A 20,270-nucleotide genomic window follows, 5' to 3' on the forward strand; every position below is an offset into this window, starting at 1 on the left:
TCTCCTATTTTTCTATTGGAAATTCTGACCAAAGAATTTGAAGTTTTTTAATAGTGTGAGTTATAATTGGTACAATGTATACCTGGAAAGAAGGAGAAATTGTGGGGAATAATTGGGCCGAGGAAGATCTAATATCTTTACGTGAGAGGGTCTTTATCCATATTAAAGACCTTATTTTAGAAGGTGAATTTAAAACCGGGGATCGTCTAGTGGAACGGGAACTTGCCGAACGATTAAATATTAGCAGAACGCCTATTCGTGAAGCATTATTTAGATTAGAATCGCAAGGGTTTGTAAAAACCGTTCCAAGAAAAGGTGTTATTGTCGCAGATATATCTGAGAAGGAAATCATTGAAGTATTTACAATTCTTTCTTCACTTGAGGTTTTGGCAGCCAAATTAGCTGTTCAGAAGCTGGACAATGAAACCAAAAGTAAATTTGTTGAGTACAGTAAAAAGGTGGAAGATTGTTTAAAGAATCAGAAGGATACTGATTTTACTCCTTTGCATAGTGAATTAAATCACCTTTTATATAGCTCGGCGAAGAATACAAAACTGTATGACATGCTGAGCGGTTTATCGGACTATATTCGCGCCTTTGCCAAGACAGGGTATAAAAACCCGGGCAGGGCTGTCCAATCGATGGAAGAACACTTACGAATTATGGAAGCTATTATCAATCAAGAAATTGAAATGGCCGAGTATTTGACGAAAATTCATATTGAAAATTCTCGAAAAGCGTATATTGAGGCAGTCAAACTAGGAAAAAAAGAGAAGTAAGAAAAAGAGAAACTCCATCCCAAGGTAGAGTTTCTCTTTTTCTGTTAACTAATCATTAAACGCCAATCACAACAGATGAAGTTAGGTTTTGCAATACTTTCGCTACACTCATGGCGACAATCGGGCTAGATTTAGGATTTTCCTTAAAAGGATTGTTTTGAATGGTGGTTTCCATTTGCCCGAAATAACCCTTCGCTACAATGGTATGGGTATTCATTTGAATGGTTGGGTCTACATAAACTTGAACCTTTGTTTCCTCAAAGCCGATTCCAGCGAGGCTTAACGCTGCCGATACATTCACATTTTGAGGGAATAAATTTGCAGCACTTCTAGCATTTCCCTCAAAGATACAAACAGGATCTTTAATCGTTCCTAAATCAACCTTTTCCTCAGCAATTGTCCCATACCAACTTTTTGGCGGTTTTCGCGTAATCAGTGTGATTTCATCTATATCACCTAACACCCCTGCGGCGATACGATCTAATCCTGCGATGGCTCCTGATGGGATTATCATTTGTTTTTTGCATTTCGCCGCAGCCGCCTGTAATTTCTCATAAAAGTCTAAATCCGCTAAAGCACCGACGGACAGGATGATTAAATGAAGTCCAGAGGTGAGGGCTTTTTCCCCGTATAATTGAAGGGCATGATGACCGGCCGCCTCAATGATGATATCTAAATTTTGGGTAAAAAAAACATCTTCATTTGTAGTAACTGTACATTGAGCGGGTGAATAATCCAACGGACCAAGAGGGGTCCTTACCAAAATGGATTGAAGGACGACATCTCCGGCTTGTCCTGACTCAATTAATTTGCTAATACTCTTTCCCAGCGTTCCATAGCCAATGATACCAGCTCTAAGCATCTTCATTCTCCTCTTGATTAAATTTTACAGATCCGATTAACTAGAAAGCTATCATTCTATGTATATAAAATATTCTGTATACGGTATACCATTAATTTTCTACATTTTAGCCGATTCGTCTAACAAAAGCAATAGTAATAACTTGAATATCAAAAGACTTCAAAATTTTCAAAATAGTTTGCAATGATAAAAGAATCATGGTATATTATTTTCAACCTTAAGGTAAACAAGGTGTACATAGTGGAAAGAAGGGGTGATTTTAATATTCCTAAAATTCAAACTACATAAAACTCAGAAAAGAAATCTGAAAGCGCATTCAACAGTAATTTTGTAGATGGAGAGCTTTAGGAAAGTAGAAAAATAGCTGGTAATGGAGGTTTCACTAAATTTAGTATTCAGTTGTATTCAATAATTCCGCAATATTTTTTACTACCATGGTATACAATCTACAGTATGCAAAATATAATCTTCATCATTTTATAAAGAATATTGGCATTGTTTATCAATTTAGGAATTAAGAAAAGAACATCTGAAGTAGAGGATTTACACCATGAAAAAGATCATTTTCTAATGATTATTCCTCTCCCACGATCTTTTCCCATATGTAAAGGAAATCTTTCGCTACAATCGTTTTAAACTATTTTAAAACAACGGAGGGGAAATATGGAATTAACAGCAGCTCATTGGGTATATCTAGTTGTCACTATAGCCGTTATAATTATCATGTTATTTAGAAAAGGTGTCGTATTACCACTTATTGTGGGAACCTTTATTGTGGCAGCTGTTTATAAAGGGAGCGTAATTGGAGGTTTCCAAGCCGTCTTTAATGCAAACCTCGTGGCTGCCAAGGAACTTTTTAGTATTTTCCTAATCATTTCCATTATGATTGGTCTTCTTAATTCCTTAAAGGATCTTGGCGCCGATAAAAGGATGGTCGTGCCAATCCAAAAAATAATGGTAAACGGCCACGTTTCTTACTTAGTGTTAATGGTCACGACATTTGTGATTTCGCTCTTCTTCTGGCCAACCCCAGCTGTTCCATTAATTTGTGCATTATTAGTACCTGCGGCAGTAAGTGCCGGATTGCCGGTCATGACCTCAGCAATGGTTATTGTTATTGCAGGACAAGGTATGGCCCTTTCATCAGACTATATTATGCAAGTTGCCCCAATGTTAAGTGCAAAAGCCGCTGGAATTGATAAATCCTTAGTTTCAGATAAAGCCTTCATTCTCTCTCTTATTACGGGAATAACTTCACTTGCGATTGTGTATGCCACACATCGAAAAGCAATTACGAAAAGATCTGTTAATGAGATGAACAATGAAAAAGTATTCTTCCAGGTTAGCGAAGAACTTGCTGCTACGGTAGAAGAAACTGCCGAAGTTATCAAGGTAAAAGAAAAATGGGGGAAAATCTTTGCGCTTATCGTACCCTTAGCGATGCTAGGTGTAATGATCTTTATGATTCAATCCAAATTTGGCGGTGGATCTGGATTTGAGGGTGGCGACGGCGCAGCTTTTATTGGTGGAGTTGCTACGATTCTCTTAGTTTTGGCGACAATTGCTTTTAACCGAATTCATGCGCTCGATAAAATCAGTGAGCATATTACGGAAGGATTTGTATTCGCTTTTAGAGCTATGGCTCCCGTCATCCCGATTGCTGGTTACTTCTTTATGGGAAGTGGTGACTTTTCAGCTTCCATCCTCTCGTTAGGTGAAGATGCAGCGAAGCCGGGATTCCTATTTGATTTAATCCAAGCAGGTCAAAATTATATTCCACACAGCCCATTTATTGCAGCATTTAGTATCTTAATCGTTGGTATCATTACCGGGTTAGATGGCTCTGGATTTGCAGGACTTCCGTTAACGGGTGCTTTGTCAGGAGCAATTGGACCTGGAAGTCACATCGATCCTTCTGTCCTTGCAGCTATTGGGCAAATGGGTGCAGTTTGGAGCGGTGGAGGTACGCTGATTGCCTGGTCATCTCTTGTTGCCGTTGCAGGCTTCCTACAAATATCACCGTTAGATCTGGCCCGAAAGAATTTCTTCCCAGTTATAACAGGACTTTTCATTGCAACTCTCTTGGCCGTTTTCATATGGTAAAGTAATAGTTAATTTTTAATTTAACTATTAAGTATACTAGATAGAAAAATTAGGGGTCGCTATTATATAGGCTATTCCAAAAGTCAGCAGTGAACTGATTTTTGGGATAGCCTTATTATTTGTAGTTTAAAACTGAAAACATGGGTTCAATTGTTTAGGAAGAAGTCATAATCTGAAATGAAGAGAGGGGATACAAGATGAACAAAAGGATCGCTTTAGCAGGGATAGGTAAATTAGGGACGGCTTTGATGACTCATTGGGCTAAAAAGGGAATCGCAATCGGGGTTTACCATCCAGTCAAAACAAAAGCCGAGCATTTTCTGGAATCCTTCCCAAATGGCTTACTGTTAACAGAAAAAGAATTAAGAAATTTCGATGTATTTATTTTAGCACTGCCGGCAATGGAGGTTGTACCATTTATCTCAACATTCATCCTCCAAAATCAAACGCACCATTTACCGACTATCATTAATATGGCAACAAACATTCCCACTGAAGATCTAAAGCGTAAGTTTCCAAAAATTAATATTCACGGTGTGAAGTATATGGGGCATTGGAAAGATTTATTGGAACATGGAAATGGTTTATTTATTTCTGAATCCGCCTTACCTTCAAATATTAACGAGCTTTTTGCAGTGCTGGGCAATGTAAAGATAGATAGTGAAAGTTATTTAACCGAAGTAAATAAATTAGCAACCTATTTTGCTTTAAAAACAGCAATAGCCATAGAGACTGAATTTGTGACAAGAGGTTTATCACCAGAATACTTAAAAAGAGCGCTAACCTCGCTAGCGCCTGAAGTAATCCGTTCGTATAGTGAGGGGAGCCTTGGGCATTTTGCTAAGGAAATTGTCAAAGAGATCCAGGTAGAGAATCCTAGCGACGATCTTACAAGCTATTAAATGACAAAGGTGCCAATCCAATGATTGACACCTTTGGCTATTAATATAAGCTTATGTCTTTTACTTAGATAACTGTCTAGCTCCAGCGCCGCTAAATAGGCGCTACCGCATTTCTTATTAAGATAAAAACAATTGCAAAATAAATAGATAGACCATGACAAAGCCGATATAAATACTGGCGAATGGAAGATTCCAGTTCGATACTTTATAGGAACTTTCCTTGACGATGTTTGACATCAGTCCTAACGTTGCATTATATGGGCCTACCATGAAGGCTGAAACCGCTCCGGCTAACATCGCTACTGTTAGAATATGTGGTGATATCCCAACAATCTCCGGATTCAACCCTTCTGTCATTAAAGCTAATGATACGGCAGGATGCAGTCCTAAAAAGGCAAAAACCAACGGAATCAATGGCATTAATATTAAAAAAATCTCTATACCAGCGAAACTAATAAACTTATTAACCCAGGCATCCAGCCACACATTCGTATGGGAAACGTTAATCGTTGAGATGAAGAAACCTGTCGATAAAAAAATGAAGAATTGATCCTTCATACTTACAGAGAATGTTTGAAAATGCTTGATCAAGTGGGCACCGAACTCTTTACCCTGTTTTAATAACAATGACCATGAAAACGAAAATGGAATAACCAACAAAGATACTAAAATTAAAAACGGATAAGGAAACTTTGTTTCTACTAAAGAAATAATCACATTAAATATGATGATTGCCAGGAAAATTTGGAAGATTCTACTGGAACGATTTATCTGACCGGTTAATTCGATTGTGGCAGCCGTTTCGTGGGCATGTAGATTCTTTTTGTTATGGATCATGACATTTGCCTTTCGAGGACCAATATACCAATCCACCCCTATACCCACGATACTTAAAGGAATCACATAGGGTAGAATCGAAACCCAGCTTACCCCCGTCATCGTGATGACAATCCCGACAATCGGTGTAACAGGTGCCCAAAGAAGGGGCATGGCAAAACCACGCGTAATCGCTCTGCTCATAAACCGTTCTTTATTTTCAACGGGAATGACATCTAAAGCAGGTCTAATGGAGTAGTAGGTCATTGGTAATGTGGCCAGATTCATAAAAATACTAAAAAAATACGAAATGCCAGATGTGATCATATAAAGTTGACCAGAGGTTTTTACCCTTTTTTGAATGAGGGCTTGTATCCCCCCGCTATAATTCCCTAATTTGATTGGAATCCCTAAAATTGGAATCAATGTAAACATGGTAAGCAAGTCCAGCATGGGTCCGAAAGAAAGGATGTATTGATGCCAGGAGGCCCCGCTTGTCCAAAGTAATAATACTCCAAGCAGCAAAAAGGTACCCCCTAAAACTTGAACGAATCGCTTCGCTTGAAATATGGTAAAAAGGACAATGGCAAGACTTAAACAGGAGATGATGACCCCTAGATGAAGGACGGGAAAAAGCACATTTACTAAATACAATAATATCACGAAGAAAAACATATATCTTAGCATATCCACCACCCTAACATATTAAGTTGTATACCAAAACAATAATTAATGCTCTAAATGGACACAAATCAGCCATAACTAACTACTTTTTTGGTATTTGGTATACGAAAAACTTGTTTTATTGTTAATCCCATTATACAATTACAGTATCAAATAACTCATTAAATAGGGGGAACTTACATGTTTAACTTTCTATTTGGATCTAAAAGTGCTAAAGAAAAAGCTGAGAGAAAATTAGCATCACTAAGAAAAACACTGAAGTTTTAGTTTTCTATTACAACCACCACTACCAAGTGGTGGTTTTTTATTGTATAGGAAATTATAAAATATTTAATTGTGGAAAAATTGATTTAGTATCTTTGAATCCAGCTCCAGCGCCCAACGGCTAGTGTCCTTCGCACTCCGCCCTACGATAAGTCAAGCACGAATGCGCTAACGCTCTTCGTGTTTCCTTTATCTCAGTTGGAGCGCTCCAGGCCATACGCCGCTGAACGGGCGCTTGCGCCTTTTGTTCTTATTATAAAGAATAAAATCCGGAGAGAAAGCGGTATCTCTCCGGATTTTTGCTGTTTGGAAGCAATCATTTGGTGCGCTGCTCTAAACTGCTTGTTCAGCTGATTTAACTAGTTTGGAGTTAACGGAATCTTCACTGTTACCAGACGCCTTGACAATTTCAGCTAATTCATCGCGGGCAGCGTCGATCGTATCAAACTTTTCAAAAAACTTGACTGCAATTTGATTAACATACTCTTTTCCTTCATAGTTTTCGAATAATTGAATTTTAATTGTTTCATCAAGAACTTCGGCAATGGTGTACTTTGCTTTTAAACTATCAAAGAAATAGAAATGGTAGGTTTCAATCGGTTTTAAACCATCATTTTCAAGAATCGTTTGGAAAGTATCTTTATTCGTTAAGACAATATATTTCCCCATGTAGAACACTCCTTTAGAATATTGTATACCAAACTACTTAAGTGTATTTTATCTCATGAGGTAAGAATGTTCAAGGATATATTCTAAATATTTAAATTATTGCTGCAACTGTTGGTAGTTTAGTTGATTTACATGAAAAATTTCAATCCAACTAAAAATTCTAGTTTGCTTCTCTAACAAAAAGATTGTATACTTCAGAAAAGTATCAAAATTTTTAGAATAAACAGAAAGGGGAAATCAATATGCCAAAAGTAATCCTTCATGTTGATGGAACGACAATTGAACAAGAGGTAAAAGATAATGCCAATTTAGTAGTATTAGCAGGTACCCGTCAACTACCAAAATTAAAATATGGGTGTGGCATGGGACGATGTACAAAATGTACATGTATCGTTGTAAATGGCGCTGAGTCATTATCGCCACCGAATTGGAAAGAAGAAAAAATGCTTGGAGATAAAGTTAATGAGGGATACCGCTTAACATGCCAACTAACGATAAAAGAGGATATTGAAATTTCTCAAGAAAATATTTCAATCCAAGCCCCGAAGAAACAATCAGCTATTCAATCCTAAAAGAAGATTCTGTTTAATGATTAATGGTATACAAAATACAAGATAAATAAGAGGTGAGATAGAATGGAATGTTATGATTTAACCGCTATGACCTGGAAAGAAGTAGAAGAGTCACTCAAAACTGTTCAACTTGCGATTATTCCGATTGGAGCTCATGAACAACATGGTCCCCATATGGTGGAAAGCTGTGATGCGGTCTTAGCTGAAAAAATGGCTCTAAAGTTAGGGCAACGGATGTTTCCATATGCAATGGTAGCACCAACTATTAATATGGGTGTTTCACAACACCATCTGAATTTTCCGGGGACAATTTCTTTGCAGCCCACAACGTTAATTTCCATATTAAAGGATGTCATTTCATCCCTGAAACATCATGGAATTGGAAAATTTTTATTATTAAATTCACATGGTGGTAACCAATCGACACTAAATGTGGCCTCCATGATGTTAACTAACGAATTAGACGTAGAAATATACTATGCTAAAACAACAGGCTCTGCCAAGACGGCGATAAAGGAAAATGTTACTTCACCATTATTTGGGCATAGCTGTGAACGGGAAGTTTCCGAAGCACTTTATTTAGCGCCTGAGATTGTCAGACTTGAAAACCTTGAAATAGGTGATATTCAAGAAGAGGGAAGATGGAAGCAGCTTCGTCCCGGTAAAGCAATCCAAGGATTTTACTATTATGAAGAAATGACAAAAAACGGCAATATCGGGGATGCAACCAAAGCTAGCTGGGAAATAGGCCAGCAGATCGTTGAGGAAGCATTGGATAATCTATCGAATGAACTCTCTAAATTATTAGATTTAAAAGTAGATGCGCATCAAAAAATGTAGCAGTTAAAAGGAAACGATTATAATCTTTAAAAAATTCTAAAAATTCTATTTACAAATAAACAATATATTGGTAGTATAAACGTAAGGTATACCAAATCGATAAATTCACCAAATAAAAGAGGGTTGGAATGAGAAGTTGACCATCATCTTTTTATTTTTAATCTAATTTGGTATACAAAATATCAAATACCAATTTAGGATTGGGTACCTACATAAAATTAGAGGAGGAATTTCAGTTGACAGAATTATTATCTAAAGATGAGTTTCGCAAACAATTAGAAGAAGCAATTAAAGGTAACCATAGCCAGAAGGCTCCATTTACAGTAGCATGGGCTGAAGGGAAACTTGGAAGAAAGCACTTTTCTAGATGGGCTGAAAATCACTACCATTATGTAGGACCATTCGCAGATTACCTAGCGTATATTTACCACAACACTCCATCAGATCCAAAGTTTGCATCTGCAAAAGATTTCACTCTTCAAAATATGTATGAAGAAGAAATCGCTGCAGATCGTCACACTGATTTATTAATTCGCTTTGCAGAAGCATGTGGTACAACTGCAGAAAGAATTATCGACCCTAACAATATGGCTCCTACGACTTTAGGTCTTCAAAGCTGGTGTTTCGCAGTAGCTGCGCGTGAGAATTTCGTCGTAGCAACTGCAGCTCTAGTTGTAGGCTTAGAATCACAAGTACCTGACATTTACCGTAAACAAACTCCTGCTCTTCGTGAACAGTATGGATTTACGGATGAAGAAATTGAATTCTTCGACTTACACATCGTTTCAGATGAAATTCATGGTGAGCGCGGTTACAAAATCGTTCTAGACCACGCGGATACACCTGAGTTACAACAACGTTGCTTAGAAGTTGTTCGTACAGGAGCAAAAATGCGCCGTATGTACATGGATGGTCTTTGGAGAGAATACTGTGAGCAAGATTTAGGTGCTTTAGTAGAAACGAAGTAATAAGAAAATTTTACCGGCCGTCCTATTAATCTTGTAATTTAAAGGTTTAAGTGACGGCCCTTTTTTTATAAAAAACAGGGAACTTAATAAATGAAAAAAGGTGATAGTAGTGATTACTACGAAAGTAGAAACATTTAATAATTATATTAATGGAGAATGGCAGGAGTCGGTGAGTAAGAAGACGTTTTTTAGTGTGAACCCTGCAAATACTGAAGATGTAGTGGGAGAATTTCAGGCTTCGAATGAACAAGATGTAAAAACTGCGATAGAAGCGGCCAAAAATGCTTTTCCTAGTTGGTCGCAAACTGCCCCTTCTAGGCGTGCGGCCATCTTAAATCAAGCCGCTAATATATTAGAACAAAATGTGGCCGCCTTGGCCGAAGAGTTAACAAGGGAAGAAGGCAAGCATGTTGAGGATGCCAAGAATGAAGTGATCCGTTCAGCGCAAACGCTCCGCTATTATGCTGTAGAAGGACAAAGCTTTACGGGGGAAACCTTTCCAAATGATGATGCAAACATGAAAGTTTCAACGGAGAGAGAAGCGCTTGGAGTAGTAAGTGTCATCACTCCTTGGAACTTTCCACTTTCGATTCCTGCCCGAAAAATAGCTCCTGCTTTAATTACGGGGAATACGGTTGTATTTAAACCATCCTCTGATACTCCACTGATTGCATTCCGCTTAGTCGAAGCACTAGCTAAGGCAGGAATTCCTAAAGGTGTGATTAACTTTGTAACGGGCAAAGCTTCAGATGTGGGTGATCTATTGGTAACCCATCCTGCAGTTAGGGCCGTCACATTTACAGGTTCAACCGCAGCCGGAGAAGATATTCATAGCAAGGCCTCTTTTACAACGCGCACTCAAATGGAGCTTGGCGGGAAAAATCCGTTAATTGTTATGGAAGATGCGGATCTCGATCTAGCAGCCACTTTGACTGTAAATGGAGCCTATTCCTTAACAGGGCAAGCATGTACCGGAACAAGCCGGGTCATTGTTTTAAAAGAAGTGAAAGAGGAATTTACTCAAAAGCTAGTACAAAAAACTAGTGCGCTAAAGATCGGAAATGGCTTCGAAGCAGGAGTGAAAATTGGGCCGCTAGCTAACGAAAAACAACTGAAAAATGTCTTGAAGTATATTGAATTTGGTAAAGAAGATGGTGCAGATTTAGTATACGGCGGGGAGCAAATCCTTACCGGAGAATTCGAAAAAGGATACTATATTGAGCCTGCAATTTTCACCAATGTAAAACCGAATTCGCGAATTGCGAAAGAAGAGATCTTTGGACCGGTAGTGGCAGTGATTGAAGTAGATACATATGAAGAAGCCATTGCTGTTGCTAATGATGTTGAGTATGGTTTGTCTGCCTCAATTGTTACCAATAATCTCAAAATCGCTAACCAATTTACAAAGGATATCCAAGCCGGGACGGTTAAGGTTAACCGTACGACGACTGGAAACCTAATGAATGCGCCATTTGGCGGTCTGAAAAAATCAAGTACTTCCACTTTCCGTGAATCCGGAAGAGTGGGTCTAGAGTTCTTTACCCAATTAAAAACTGTCTATATGGGCTATTAAAATAATATATTATCTAAAGGAGAACAAAAATGAAATCTGTGTTGAAATTAGAACTAGAAGAAGCGAAGTTAATGATTGAAGCAGCAAAGAAAAAGTCGGAAGAGATCCATGTTTTAGAAACCATCGCTATTGTCGATGATGGAGGCAACCTGCTAGCGCTTGAACGTATGAATGGCGCACGCATCACTGGACCGGATATATCGATTGCGAAAGCATACACAGCTGCAGGCCATAAACGCTCAACGCATTTATTTAACAAAGAGCCTAATGGACCTGCACTTCCTGGAAATGAAGCCTTTGGAATTCAACAAATGCTTCCAGGGAAATTCGCCATTTTTGTTGGAGGTTTTCCAATTGTTGTCGATGGTGAGGTTATTGGTGGAATTGGCGTGAGCGGTGGGAACGGCGAGCAAGACACGGCCGTAGGAACAGCAGCCTTGAAAGCATTGCAAAGCTATGTAGAAAGTGCCGGGCATGAAGTAATCACTGTAGCTGATATAAAAAAATAATAAAAGCAGGACCTCATTCAACGCATTTTTTAGCAGAATGAGGTCTATCTTAATCTCAGGTTCTATAAAAAGTAGTGTTAGAATGTTATATTGGTATAAAAAGGGGGAGAGTCAACTGAAAGCATATTTGGAGTTAGCTATTGGATTTGCTCGTACTGGAGTGACTGGCTATGGCGGTGGACCCTCGACAATACCGTTGATTGAATTTGAAGCTGTCAAAAAATACAAATGGATGAATGAGGATGAATTTGTAGAAATACTGGCATTAGCTAATACCTTGCCAGGGCCGATTGCAACTAAAATGGCGGCGTATATTGGTTATAAAGTGAAGGGGTATTTAGGGGCGACCGTAGCTATTCTAACTCACATTCTACCATCTATTATTGCGATGATCGCATTATTGGGCGTGCTTTACAAATTTAAGGAATCACCGATTGTCAGTGGGATGGTTCAAGGGGTTACGCCTGTCATTGGTTTTATGCTTTTGGAGATGGCTTACCGTTTCTTCCAAAATGGCCGTAAAGGTTTGGGGTTACCAATCATGCTCTCATTGTCGGTCGTTTCATTAATATTTGTCCAGTTCCTAGGATTGCATCCCGGAATCTTAATTGCGGTCTTTCTTATTACTGCCTTTTTTATAGCGGACCGAAAAGAAAAAGCTGCTGCAGCTGCGGCGCTTCTTCAGAGAAAGGAAAAAAGTTCATGATCTATTTGCATATCTTTTGGGCATTTTTTATTGCTAATTTATTGGGTTATGGCGGCGGACCTGCAACCATTCCATTAATTCAAAATGAAGTGGTCAACAATTATCACTGGATGAGTTTATCCGAGTTTGGAGATGTATTGGCGATTGGTAATGCCTTACCCGGACCGATTGCTACTAAAATGGGAGGCTATATTGGATATGACGTCGGTGGGATTCTAGGTTCGATTATCGCACTTATAGCTACAATTCTTCCTTCCGCACTCGCAGTCATTATACTATTTAAATTTGTGAATCTATTTAAAGGGTCACCCAAAGTATCGCTTATGACCAAGTCAGTACAGCCGATTATTGCTATTTTACTTGCTGTAATGGCGTATCAATTCTTTTTAACCGCTTATGAAAATAGTGGTATTTTTCACCTGCTGCTATTGGCAGTGGTCAGCTATTTTGCATTAAGTAAAATAAAAATGCATCCTTCTCTAGTCATTATTTGTGCATTAATTTATGGTGGTGTATTTCTCTCGTAACCTGGGATTTTGGAAAAAACTTTAAAAATGAGCGGGTGGAGTTTATGGATATAAGCTGGGAGGAAAACAATCTTTTATCGATTCGAGAGCATGCCTATAAATACCTTAAGGAAATGATACTTGAGGGCGAACTAAAAGCAGGCGACCGGTTAATTGAAAGAGAGCTTGCAGGGAAATTGGGCATTAGTCGGACTCCGATTCGGGAGGCGTTGTTCCGGTTGGAATCTCAAGGCTTTGTTAAAACAGTTCCAAGAAAAGGTGTCGTCGTCAGTAATATTTCTGAAAATGAAGTCATCGAGGTATTTACAATTCTTGCCTCTTTAGAAGTTTTGGCTGTTAAATTAGCAGCAAGGCGAATGGATAGAGAAACACAGCTAGAATTGGATCAAAAGATTGAAGAACTAATCGAGTTCAATGATCAGGCGGAAGAAAACTTTAATCTTGAACATATTGAAATGAATCGTTTGATTAATAAAGCATCGAAAAGTCCTAAATTATTAGAGATTCTCTCTGGTCTGATTGACTATATACATATGTCAGCAAATATGGGCTATGAGACACCAGGAAGAAGAAAAGAATCCTTAAGGGAACATATTGATATTATGACAGCCTTGCGCGATAAGGAAGCGGAAATGGCGGAGTATTTAATGAGGATTCATATTGAAAACTCGAAAAAGGCATATATCACTTATATTAAGAGTTTAAAAGAAAAGCTTAATAAAAAGGAAAAATTGATGTCCACTTGATCCGTTCCTATTTATGATCTTGGAGTGGAACGAACATCTATATTAATGACCACACCGTCTCCTCGATGTGGTCTTATCTTTACCCTTATCAGAAAAATATAAATATTTGAAATTTATTATTGTTTGAAAATTGTAAATATGGTATATTGTATACCAAGAAGATAAATATAAGGGAGGACACGAGGCATGCCAAAAATAAATTTCATTAACAGTAATAAACAATTAGAGGTGCCAGAGGATGCAAATATTTTAAGGATGTCCCTCCGTTACGATGGAGAACTCCCAAACCGATGCGGCGGGGGAATTTGTGGCAGCTGCGTATTTAAAGCGGAGGAAGGTGCTGAATTCCTCGATAAAGTCAAGGTGCAGGAAAGAAGAAAATTAGGTGAAGAATGGCTAAATAAAGGGTACCGCCTCGGCTGTCAAACATTTGTGACGAATGGAGATATCTCGATTTCTTGGGATGATGAAGTTACAGAAGTAGTCAAAAAAAGAAAGCCCGATAAACTTCAGAAAGAAGTCTCAACTATTAAATAAGAAGTAAAAAAATATGAATTCGGGGTGAGATCATGTGGGCCTGTGACAGACATATGAAAGAAATATTAACCTTCTTAGAAACTCCCCATATTAGTAAAGCTTCCTATCAGATTAAATGTTCACTATGCGATAACCATGCACTTGCAAAAATCTATTATACGCATAAACCCCTGCATTTGAAGGAGAACAAAAAACTTCGTTCACTGGCTTAGCTTGTTAGGCAACCCACAACTAGATTTAATGTTAAAAAGTAGTAGGATCTGACACTGAAATAAACATGTACAAAAAAGCGATGAGATTTCTGCTCATCGCTTTTTTGTGTAATATATGCTTTTCAAGTTTACTCCTTCGCAAAAAAGTTTTCTGTATAGTAGGGCTGTGATTCATTATTAAAAGCTACACCTACCCCTAAAAACTCGTAATCCTCTCGCAAAATATTTTCTCGATGTCCGAGGGAGTTCATTAATCCTTCATGGGCGAATATGCTGCTAAACTGACCATAGGCGAGGTTTTCACCGGCTAAGTAAAAGCTGATATCATCCTCTTTCATTCGGTCAAACGGTGATTCTCCCTTAAGATTTGTGTGATCAAAGTAATTATTGACCGCCATATCGGTGCTATGTTTTCGAGCTGTTCCTCGGACGTGTTCATCCCATGTTAGAATTGGAAGCTGATGCTGGACTCGAGCAGCATTAGTCAAATCGAATAATTGATATTCAAAACCTTCCTTTAAGGCGGAATTGGCCTTAGTATAAAAATCTGTTTTCTTTTCTTCAAAGTCTTTACGAATTAATTGCATCGCTGTCACCGTATTATCCTCATGTTTGTCATAAAAGACGGTTACATATGTTCCTTTAAGTAAGTACATATCATAATCACTATTTTCCTGTAATTGATAAACGGTCAACCCTTTTTGAATTTTCGTTAAAGGTTCCCCTAGTTTTGAACGAACATCTTTCTTTGAACTACCCATTTTGATTCCATTCGTTGAAGCAATTAAATCTTGGTTTGTGTATAATCCTGCTGCCTTGTTAGTTTTATCATACATGATCATAAAAAAATCATGGTAATCTTCGTGATAGGTGTACCATTTTGTTCCATATTCATTTAGAGAAGACCGGTTTGCCTTGCCTATATTATGATCAATATCTTCTTTTAGATTCCCAAGTTCAATATTATTGATTGAAAAAACTTGTTCCGTCGGGGGAGTTAACTCTACTTTTTCGACTTCATTCGGCTTCTGTTGCGGCTCTTGTTTCGTGAAAGGATGATCATCCATCTGAAAACCAAGCTGATCCGCTAATTGTTGAATTTTTTCATATAAACTAGTAAGCGTATCTGATAAGGCAGTGTTATCTATGCCACTTAATTCAGATTGAACCGAATCAATCGTCTTTTTGATTTCTGTATTTTCCAACTGTTTATCAACAACAGGTAATGAAAATTTAAATAATAGTAAAAACGAGATGATCGCAAGTAATCGAACCATGAACTTTCCTCCATTTCTTATTAGAATTCTAACCAAATTAAATAAAATGTATAAGTAATATGCTTATGGGACAAAATATGCTCGGCTTTCTTAACAAAAAAATCCCTACTATCTAGAAAGATAGAAGGGATTTTTGAATTTAAATTCTCTGAATCTGTCTGTTTCTATTGATTAAATCAATCCAAAACCTCAGGATTAATCAGGTTTTTTGGACGTTTCCCCGTGAGTCCCGCTAATAGATTCTCTACCGCAAGCTGTGCCATTTTATATTCTGTTTCGTGAGTAGATGAGCCAATATGCGGGGTCGTCACCACATTTGGATACTGAACCAGCGGATGGTCCGCACTCACCGGCTCTCTCTGGAATACATCGATTGCGGCTCCGTGAATTTCGTTTGTTTTAATTGCCTCAATAAGTGCTTTTTCATCTACTGTTTTTCCACGCGAACCATTGACAAAAATAGCGGACTTTTTCATCAATTTAAATTCTCGTTCACCGATTAAATTTTCGGTTTCCGGTGTGAGCGGGGTCATTAAACAAACAAAATCTGCTTCCTTAAGTAAGGTATCAAGCTCCGAGTAGACAGCATTATATTTTTTCTCCGCCTCTAGGTTTCGGGTCCGATTGTGGTATAGAATATTCATATCAAAACCTAAATGCCCGCGCTTAGCAATTAACGACCCGATTTTCCCCATCCCAATAATTCCTAAGGTTTTGTGATGGACATCAATAGCATACTCGTTTCGGGTTAAATGCTGCTTCCAATGTCCTGCCTTCACGAAGCGGTCCAGTTCAGGGATGCGTCGTGCTGCAGCCAGTAATATACCGAAGATCGCATCTGCCGTTGTATCTTCTAAGACACCTGGTGTGTTTGTTCCCATTACCCCCCGTTTAGTCATCTCACCAATAGCAAGGTTATTAAATCCAGTCGAGTTATTTGAGACTATTTTCAAATTCGGGGCACAATCTAGTAATTCTTTATCGACTGGAAGGGCTAGGCCGACAATTCCTTCGGCATACTTAAGAGCTTGTAAAAAGTCTGGGTCTATCTTGGGATTGATTTTTTCAAAAATATCCACATCAAAATCATCTCTCAAACGATCTAAGGTTTCTGAGAATTCAAAGTTATAAGCAAGTATTTTTCTTTTCATATGTTTATAGTCTCTTCTCCTTTAGGAATATATCTTTAAATTGACATAGAATTTTTAAACAGTCAATATTTAGAAAATGAAAAAAGCACAATGATTTTGAAGAAGTGGATGGAAGCATATAAAAAGTGTTAGGATACAAGTAATAAATAGTGGAAAGGTGGATTTACATGAAATATAACTTTGATGAAATTGTCAATCGAAGAGGAACCTATTCAATCAAATGGGATGGCGGGGAGTTACTTAAACAGATTGGTCTGACTGATCGATATGATGAAGAGACGATTCCGTTGTTTACAGCCGATATGGATTTACCCGTCCCACAGCCGTTAATAGAGGCTTTACATAAGACTGTCGACCACCGGATTTTTGGTTATACCATCTTTCCAAAAGAGTATTTTGAAGCTATTCAGCATTGGTTTAAGAAGAGACATGATTGGGATATTCCACAAGAGGATATCAGCTTTAGCCCTGGAACAGTACATGCTCTAAATGTAGCGGTGAAGGCATTAACTAACCCAGGAGATGGGATCATTATTCAACGGCCTGTTTATCCACCGTTTACTTCTGCGATTGAAGCAAACGGACGAAAAGTCATGAATAATGCACTTAAAGCAAATAGTGACGGCTATTTTCAAATTGATTTTGAGGATTTTGAAGAGAAGGCAAAAGACGAAACGACGAAAATGTTTATTTTATGTAACCCCCATAATCCAACGGGAAGGGTATTTACTAAGGAAGAACTTAATAAATTAGCTGATATTTGTGCGAAACATGATGTTCTGATCGTTGCGGATGAAATTCACGGTGATTTAGTTCGCCGCAATCAAACCTTTATTCCAATTGCAAAAGCTACCGACCATGGTGAGCGTATTATTACTTTTACAGCCATCAATAAAACGTTCAATGTCGCTGGACTTCATTGCACAAATGTGATTATCTCAAATCCGGAACTAAGAAAAACCTACAATACCGTCATGGGAATGCATTTACCTTCTCCATTTACTGTTTCTGCACTGATTGCCGTCTACAATGAAGGAGAAGAATGGTTAGAGCAGTTGAAGGACTATATTGATGGGACAATGGAATGGGCTGTCCAATTTCTAGCAGAGAAAATGCCGAAAGTAAAGGTGAGAATTCCAGAGGGAACCTATATCATGTGGATGGATTTTAGTGAATATGGCCTCTCACCAGATGAAATCCATGACCGAATCTATAATAAAGCAAATGTTCTTCTCGAAGATGGAAAGATGTTTGGCGAAGAAGGGTTACAGTGGCAAAGAATTTGTATCCCGTCGCCTCGCCCCTTAATTCAGGAAGCGTTTGAAAGGATTGCTAGAGAATTCAAGGACGTACGATAGAAAGATAGGAAGGATGTTAAAGGAGGGGTGAAATTTGTTTGCCGCGGGTCAAAAGGATATGCAGAAAATGGATCAGTTTACTATGGAGAAGCTAGGCTTACCTGGTGTGGTATTAATGGAAAATGCCGGAGCAAAGGTGGTTGAGGAAATACTTGCAAGTTCACCTTGTAAAAATCCTAGAGTGATTATACTTGCAGGTGGTGGAAATAATGGCGGAGACGGTTTTGTCATCGCCCGCCGTTTGTCCGATATTGGTCTTAAGCCCTTGTTGTGTTTGTTAATTACCCCCGAACGAATCAAAGGAGATGCAAAAGTACATTTTGATGTGTATCTTAACCGACAATTACCGATTTTCCTACTACATGAACAGACGCTGGCTGCACTACAAAATGAATTAAATCAGGCAGACATTATCATTGATGCCATTTTAGGGACAGGGATGAACGGTGCTGTAAGAGAACCTTTGAGCCAAGTTATCGAGTTGGTAAATGAATATAATGGGGAAAAATTAGTCATTTCTGTCGATATACCTTCAGGTGTTAATAGCGAAAATGGAAAAGTGGACGGACTAGCAATAAAAGCAACAAAGACAATTACGTTTGTTTTTCCTAAAAAGGGCTTCTTTCTGAATGAAGGATCAAAGTTTATCGGGGAGTGGAAGGCGGTTGACATTTCCGTTCCCCCTTCGTGTGCTGCGGAACTGGGACTAGTCATGCCTAAACTGATTTCGGAGGATCTTGTTAAATCTTCTGTTCCACTTCGACCTAGGCATGGGCATAAGGGGACGTTCGGTCATGTCCTAATAGTAGGCGGGTCACGTAACTATGTCGGCGCGCCCATTTTCTCTGCAAAGGCAGCCCTGCATTCCGGAGCGGGATTAGTCACATTAGCCGTTCCTGAAAATATTTATCCAATGGCTGCCATCCAAAACCCGGAATCCTTACTTTTACCACTACCTGAGGATAACGGACATATCGCTGAAAAATCAGTTGATGTCCTGGTACCTGTGCTTGAGCAATTTGATAGTATCGCAATAGGTCCTGGATTGGGTCGCTTCTCCGGTGGCGAGGTGTGGATTCAATCGATCCTAACTGCTCTTCAACTCCAACCTGTTGTTATCGATGCTGATGGTTTATATTTGTTTCGGAATAAATTGGATGTTGTCCGTAGCTATCAGGGACCAGTGATTTTTACCCCGCATCCAGGGGAAATGGCTCGTCTCATCAATAAGACGGTAAAAGAAGTGGAAGCGGATCGCCTTGAAATCGCCGCCGCTTTTGCGAAGGATTATCGAGTTTATTTGCTTTTAAAGGGGCATCGCTCCATAATCGCCACTCCTGATGGTGACCTATACATAAATCCGTACGGCCATGATGCGCTTGGAAAAGGTGGGAGCGGTGATATATTGACAGGGCTGATTACTTCCTTTCTTGCCCAGGGTGCTTCGCCCTTACAAGCTCTGATTTCAGCCAGTTACTTCCATGCGAGAGCTGGGGAGGAAAAGGCAAAAGTTCTTTCTCATTATGGGGTAGGACCGTTTGACCTTATTGATGGAGTTAGAGACCAATTACATCAGTTGTAGAAAGGCTGCGAATAAGCTGCCTTTCTGAATGTTATTTTGATATAATGAAATAGCATGTAAACGTTTTCAGTTAAAAAATTTATCTCTAAATATAATACAATATTATTATTTCAAAACATTGATATATAAGGACTTGGACCTAATTTAAGCAAAAGTAAACACATTTCACACTTTGTTCAATACTTCACAAACTATTATCTAAAATTCATGCTATGATAAATCCATAAACAAACAAGGAGTGATAAGACATGATGGTTTGTGAATGGAAAACCTTCTCTACCGATTCTGAAACTTATTCCCTAGAAACATTTGAAAAAGCAGTTGGGGACGAATTTGAGGCAATGTATTTTAAAGAAAATGAAGAAATCCCCGCCTATATCTGGACCGTAAATTATGTGATCATGGTTAAAAAGTATTCGAAGATTCTTAATGACATTTTATTTGAAAAGATTCCACGCAATCCAGTCTGTGAATAGTAATTTATTTGCACAATAGTTAGTTTAATATTTTTTTAACTAATAATGTGAAACAATTCACAAACAAACATTCCAGGACACCCAGAGAGAATACCAGACAATATTTTTTTAAACAAACTTGTGAAATATTTCACAAACATTTAATCAAATGGAGGTA

The 20,270-nt window shown here is 38.4% G+C and carries 20 protein-coding genes; 15 read left to right on the forward strand and 5 right to left on the reverse strand.

All coding sequences use genetic code 11. From position 1 onward, the window contains the following. Nucleotides 1-101 precede the first annotated feature (101 nt). Nucleotides 102-779 carry a GntR family transcriptional regulator gene (locus RCG22_RS02240; protein WP_308105540.1) on the forward strand — a complete coding sequence of 226 codons (678 nt, stop codon included), beginning with the start codon at nucleotides 102-104 and terminating at the stop codon, nucleotides 777-779. Nucleotides 780-834: 55 nt separating this feature from the next. On the opposite strand, the gene RCG22_RS02245 is transcribed toward RCG22_RS02240, so the two are convergent. Further along, nucleotides 835-1,647: an aspartate dehydrogenase gene (locus RCG22_RS02245; protein ID WP_308105541.1), complete on the reverse strand. Its 813-nt coding sequence runs from the start codon at nucleotides 1,645-1,647 to the stop codon at nucleotides 835-837. Between the two features lie 657 nt (nucleotides 1,648-2,304). Here RCG22_RS02245 and RCG22_RS02250 point away from each other — a divergent pair. Then, nucleotides 2,305-3,744: a hypothetical protein gene (locus RCG22_RS02250; protein ID WP_308105542.1), complete on the forward strand. Its 1,440-nt coding sequence runs from the start codon at nucleotides 2,305-2,307 to the stop codon at nucleotides 3,742-3,744. Between the two features lie 197 nt (nucleotides 3,745-3,941). Then, complete coding sequence (locus tag RCG22_RS02255; protein ID WP_308105543.1) at nucleotides 3,942-4,646, forward strand: NAD(P)-binding domain-containing protein; 705 nt, start codon at nucleotides 3,942-3,944, stop codon at nucleotides 4,644-4,646. A 117-nt stretch (nucleotides 4,647-4,763) separates the two neighbouring features. Here the strand turns inward: RCG22_RS02255 and RCG22_RS02260 are convergent, their stop codons facing one another. Both RCG22_RS02260 and RCG22_RS02265 read right to left on the reverse strand, forming a co-directional pair. Further along, on the reverse strand, nucleotides 4,764-6,149 hold the full coding sequence (locus tag RCG22_RS02260; RefSeq protein ID WP_308105544.1) for a hypothetical protein: 1,386 nt from the start codon (nucleotides 6,147-6,149) through the stop codon (nucleotides 4,764-4,766). Nucleotides 6,150-6,743: 594 nt separating this feature from the next. Continuing rightward, nucleotides 6,744-7,079, reverse strand: coding sequence for a hypothetical protein (locus RCG22_RS02265; RefSeq protein ID WP_308105545.1), 336 nt, complete (start codon nucleotides 7,077-7,079; stop codon nucleotides 6,744-6,746). Nucleotides 7,080-7,321: 242 nt separating this feature from the next. Between RCG22_RS02265 and RCG22_RS02270 the strand changes: the two genes are divergently transcribed. The 9 genes from RCG22_RS02270 (at nucleotide 7,322) to RCG22_RS02310 (ending at nucleotide 14,057) form a co-directional block, all read left to right on the forward strand. Beyond that, complete coding sequence (locus RCG22_RS02270; protein ID WP_166258927.1) at nucleotides 7,322-7,651, forward strand: 2Fe-2S iron-sulfur cluster-binding protein; 330 nt, start codon at nucleotides 7,322-7,324, stop codon at nucleotides 7,649-7,651. 63 nt (nucleotides 7,652-7,714) lie between these two features. Then, a complete protein-coding gene (locus tag RCG22_RS02275) occupies nucleotides 7,715-8,491 on the forward strand; it encodes a creatininase family protein (protein WP_308105546.1) in 777 nt (258 codons plus the stop codon). 236 nt (nucleotides 8,492-8,727) lie between these two features. Further along, entirely contained in the window at nucleotides 8,728-9,459 is a 732-nt protein-coding gene (locus tag RCG22_RS02280; protein ID WP_098260468.1) for an iron-containing redox enzyme family protein, read from the forward strand. Nucleotides 9,460-9,568: 109 nt separating this feature from the next. Next, entirely contained in the window at nucleotides 9,569-11,032 is a 1,464-nt protein-coding gene (locus RCG22_RS02285; RefSeq protein ID WP_308105547.1) for an aldehyde dehydrogenase family protein, read from the forward strand. A 29-nt stretch (nucleotides 11,033-11,061) separates the two neighbouring features. Continuing rightward, nucleotides 11,062-11,541: a GlcG/HbpS family heme-binding protein gene (locus tag RCG22_RS02290; RefSeq protein WP_308105548.1), complete on the forward strand. Its 480-nt coding sequence runs from the start codon at nucleotides 11,062-11,064 to the stop codon at nucleotides 11,539-11,541. 82 nt (nucleotides 11,542-11,623) lie between these two features. Then, a complete protein-coding gene (locus RCG22_RS02295; RefSeq protein WP_286137778.1) occupies nucleotides 11,624-12,247 on the forward strand; it encodes a chromate transporter in 624 nt (207 codons plus the stop codon). Further along, nucleotides 12,244-12,774 (forward strand): chromate transporter, encoded by a 531-nt coding sequence (locus RCG22_RS02300; RefSeq protein WP_308105549.1) that lies wholly within the window; start codon nucleotides 12,244-12,246, stop codon nucleotides 12,772-12,774. Before RCG22_RS02295 ends, RCG22_RS02300 begins: the two co-directional genes overlap by 4 nt. A gap of 44 nt (nucleotides 12,775-12,818) precedes the next feature. Continuing rightward, nucleotides 12,819-13,520, forward strand: a complete 702-nt coding sequence (locus RCG22_RS02305) for a GntR family transcriptional regulator (protein WP_308105550.1) — start codon at nucleotides 12,819-12,821, stop codon at nucleotides 13,518-13,520. Nucleotides 13,521-13,706: 186 nt separating this feature from the next. After that, a complete protein-coding gene (locus RCG22_RS02310; protein WP_098260473.1) occupies nucleotides 13,707-14,057 on the forward strand; it encodes a 2Fe-2S iron-sulfur cluster-binding protein in 351 nt (116 codons plus the stop codon). Nucleotides 14,058-14,397: 340 nt separating this feature from the next. Here the strand turns inward: RCG22_RS02310 and RCG22_RS02315 are convergent, their stop codons facing one another. Further along, entirely contained in the window at nucleotides 14,398-15,546 is a 1,149-nt protein-coding gene (locus tag RCG22_RS02315; protein WP_308105551.1) for a CAP domain-containing protein, read from the reverse strand. 176 nt (nucleotides 15,547-15,722) lie between these two features. Beyond that, nucleotides 15,723-16,697 (reverse strand): 2-hydroxyacid dehydrogenase, encoded by a 975-nt coding sequence (locus RCG22_RS02320; RefSeq protein WP_308105552.1) that lies wholly within the window; start codon nucleotides 16,695-16,697, stop codon nucleotides 15,723-15,725. 167 nt (nucleotides 16,698-16,864) lie between these two features. Here RCG22_RS02320 and RCG22_RS02325 point away from each other — a divergent pair, with 167 nt between their 5' ends. The 3 genes from RCG22_RS02325 to RCG22_RS02335 all read left to right on the forward strand — a co-directional run bounded on the left by RCG22_RS02325 (nucleotide 16,865) and on the right by RCG22_RS02335 (nucleotide 20,113). After that, complete coding sequence (locus RCG22_RS02325; protein ID WP_308105553.1) at nucleotides 16,865-18,055, forward strand: MalY/PatB family protein; 1,191 nt, start codon at nucleotides 16,865-16,867, stop codon at nucleotides 18,053-18,055. A gap of 34 nt (nucleotides 18,056-18,089) precedes the next feature. Then, nucleotides 18,090-19,637: an NAD(P)H-hydrate dehydratase gene (locus RCG22_RS02330; protein WP_308105554.1), complete on the forward strand. Its 1,548-nt coding sequence runs from the start codon at nucleotides 18,090-18,092 to the stop codon at nucleotides 19,635-19,637. Between the two features lie 248 nt (nucleotides 19,638-19,885). Next, nucleotides 19,886-20,113, forward strand: a complete 228-nt coding sequence (locus RCG22_RS02335) for a hypothetical protein (RefSeq protein ID WP_308105555.1) — start codon at nucleotides 19,886-19,888, stop codon at nucleotides 20,111-20,113. The last annotated feature ends 157 nt before the right edge of the window (nucleotides 20,114-20,270 follow it).

The sequence above is a fragment of the Neobacillus nitrireducens genome, from assembly GCF_030915405.1.
Taxonomy (GTDB): domain Bacteria; phylum Bacillota; class Bacilli; order Bacillales; family Cytobacillaceae; genus Neobacillus.

Excerpts from the sequence above, each read along its gene's own strand:
- RCG22_RS02255 (WP_308105543.1), top strand. The coding sequence starts at position 3,942 with ATGAACAAAAGGATCGCTTTAGCAGGGATAGGTAAATTAGGGACGGCT.
- RCG22_RS02310 (WP_098260473.1), top strand. The coding sequence starts at position 13,707 with ATGCCAAAAATAAATTTCATTAACAGTAATAAACAATTAGAGGTGCCA.
- RCG22_RS02290 (WP_308105548.1), top strand. The coding sequence starts at position 11,062 with ATGAAATCTGTGTTGAAATTAGAACTAGAAGAAGCGAAGTTAATGATT.
- RCG22_RS02250 (WP_308105542.1), top strand. The coding sequence starts at position 2,305 with ATGGAATTAACAGCAGCTCATTGGGTATATCTAGTTGTCACTATAGCC.
- RCG22_RS02245 (WP_308105541.1), bottom strand. The coding sequence starts at position 1,647 with ATGAAGATGCTTAGAGCTGGTATCATTGGCTATGGAACGCTGGGAAAG.
- RCG22_RS02295 (WP_286137778.1), top strand. The coding sequence starts at position 11,624 with ATGTTATATTGGTATAAAAAGGGGGAGAGTCAACTGAAAGCATATTTG.
- RCG22_RS02265 (WP_308105545.1), bottom strand. The coding sequence starts at position 7,079 with ATGGGGAAATATATTGTCTTAACGAATAAAGATACTTTCCAAACGATT.
- RCG22_RS02305 (WP_308105550.1), top strand. The coding sequence starts at position 12,819 with ATGGATATAAGCTGGGAGGAAAACAATCTTTTATCGATTCGAGAGCAT.
- RCG22_RS02260 (WP_308105544.1), bottom strand. The coding sequence starts at position 6,149 with ATGCTAAGATATATGTTTTTCTTCGTGATATTATTGTATTTAGTAAAT.
- RCG22_RS02335 (WP_308105555.1), top strand. The coding sequence starts at position 19,886 with ATGATGGTTTGTGAATGGAAAACCTTCTCTACCGATTCTGAAACTTAT.
- RCG22_RS02315 (WP_308105551.1), bottom strand. The coding sequence starts at position 15,546 with ATGGTTCGATTACTTGCGATCATCTCGTTTTTACTATTATTTAAATTT.
- RCG22_RS02275 (WP_308105546.1), top strand. The coding sequence starts at position 7,715 with ATGGAATGTTATGATTTAACCGCTATGACCTGGAAAGAAGTAGAAGAG.
- RCG22_RS02300 (WP_308105549.1), top strand. The coding sequence starts at position 12,244 with ATGATCTATTTGCATATCTTTTGGGCATTTTTTATTGCTAATTTATTG.
- RCG22_RS02325 (WP_308105553.1), top strand. The coding sequence starts at position 16,865 with ATGAAATATAACTTTGATGAAATTGTCAATCGAAGAGGAACCTATTCA.
- RCG22_RS02320 (WP_308105552.1), bottom strand. The coding sequence starts at position 16,697 with ATGAAAAGAAAAATACTTGCTTATAACTTTGAATTCTCAGAAACCTTA.
- RCG22_RS02270 (WP_166258927.1), top strand. The coding sequence starts at position 7,322 with ATGCCAAAAGTAATCCTTCATGTTGATGGAACGACAATTGAACAAGAG.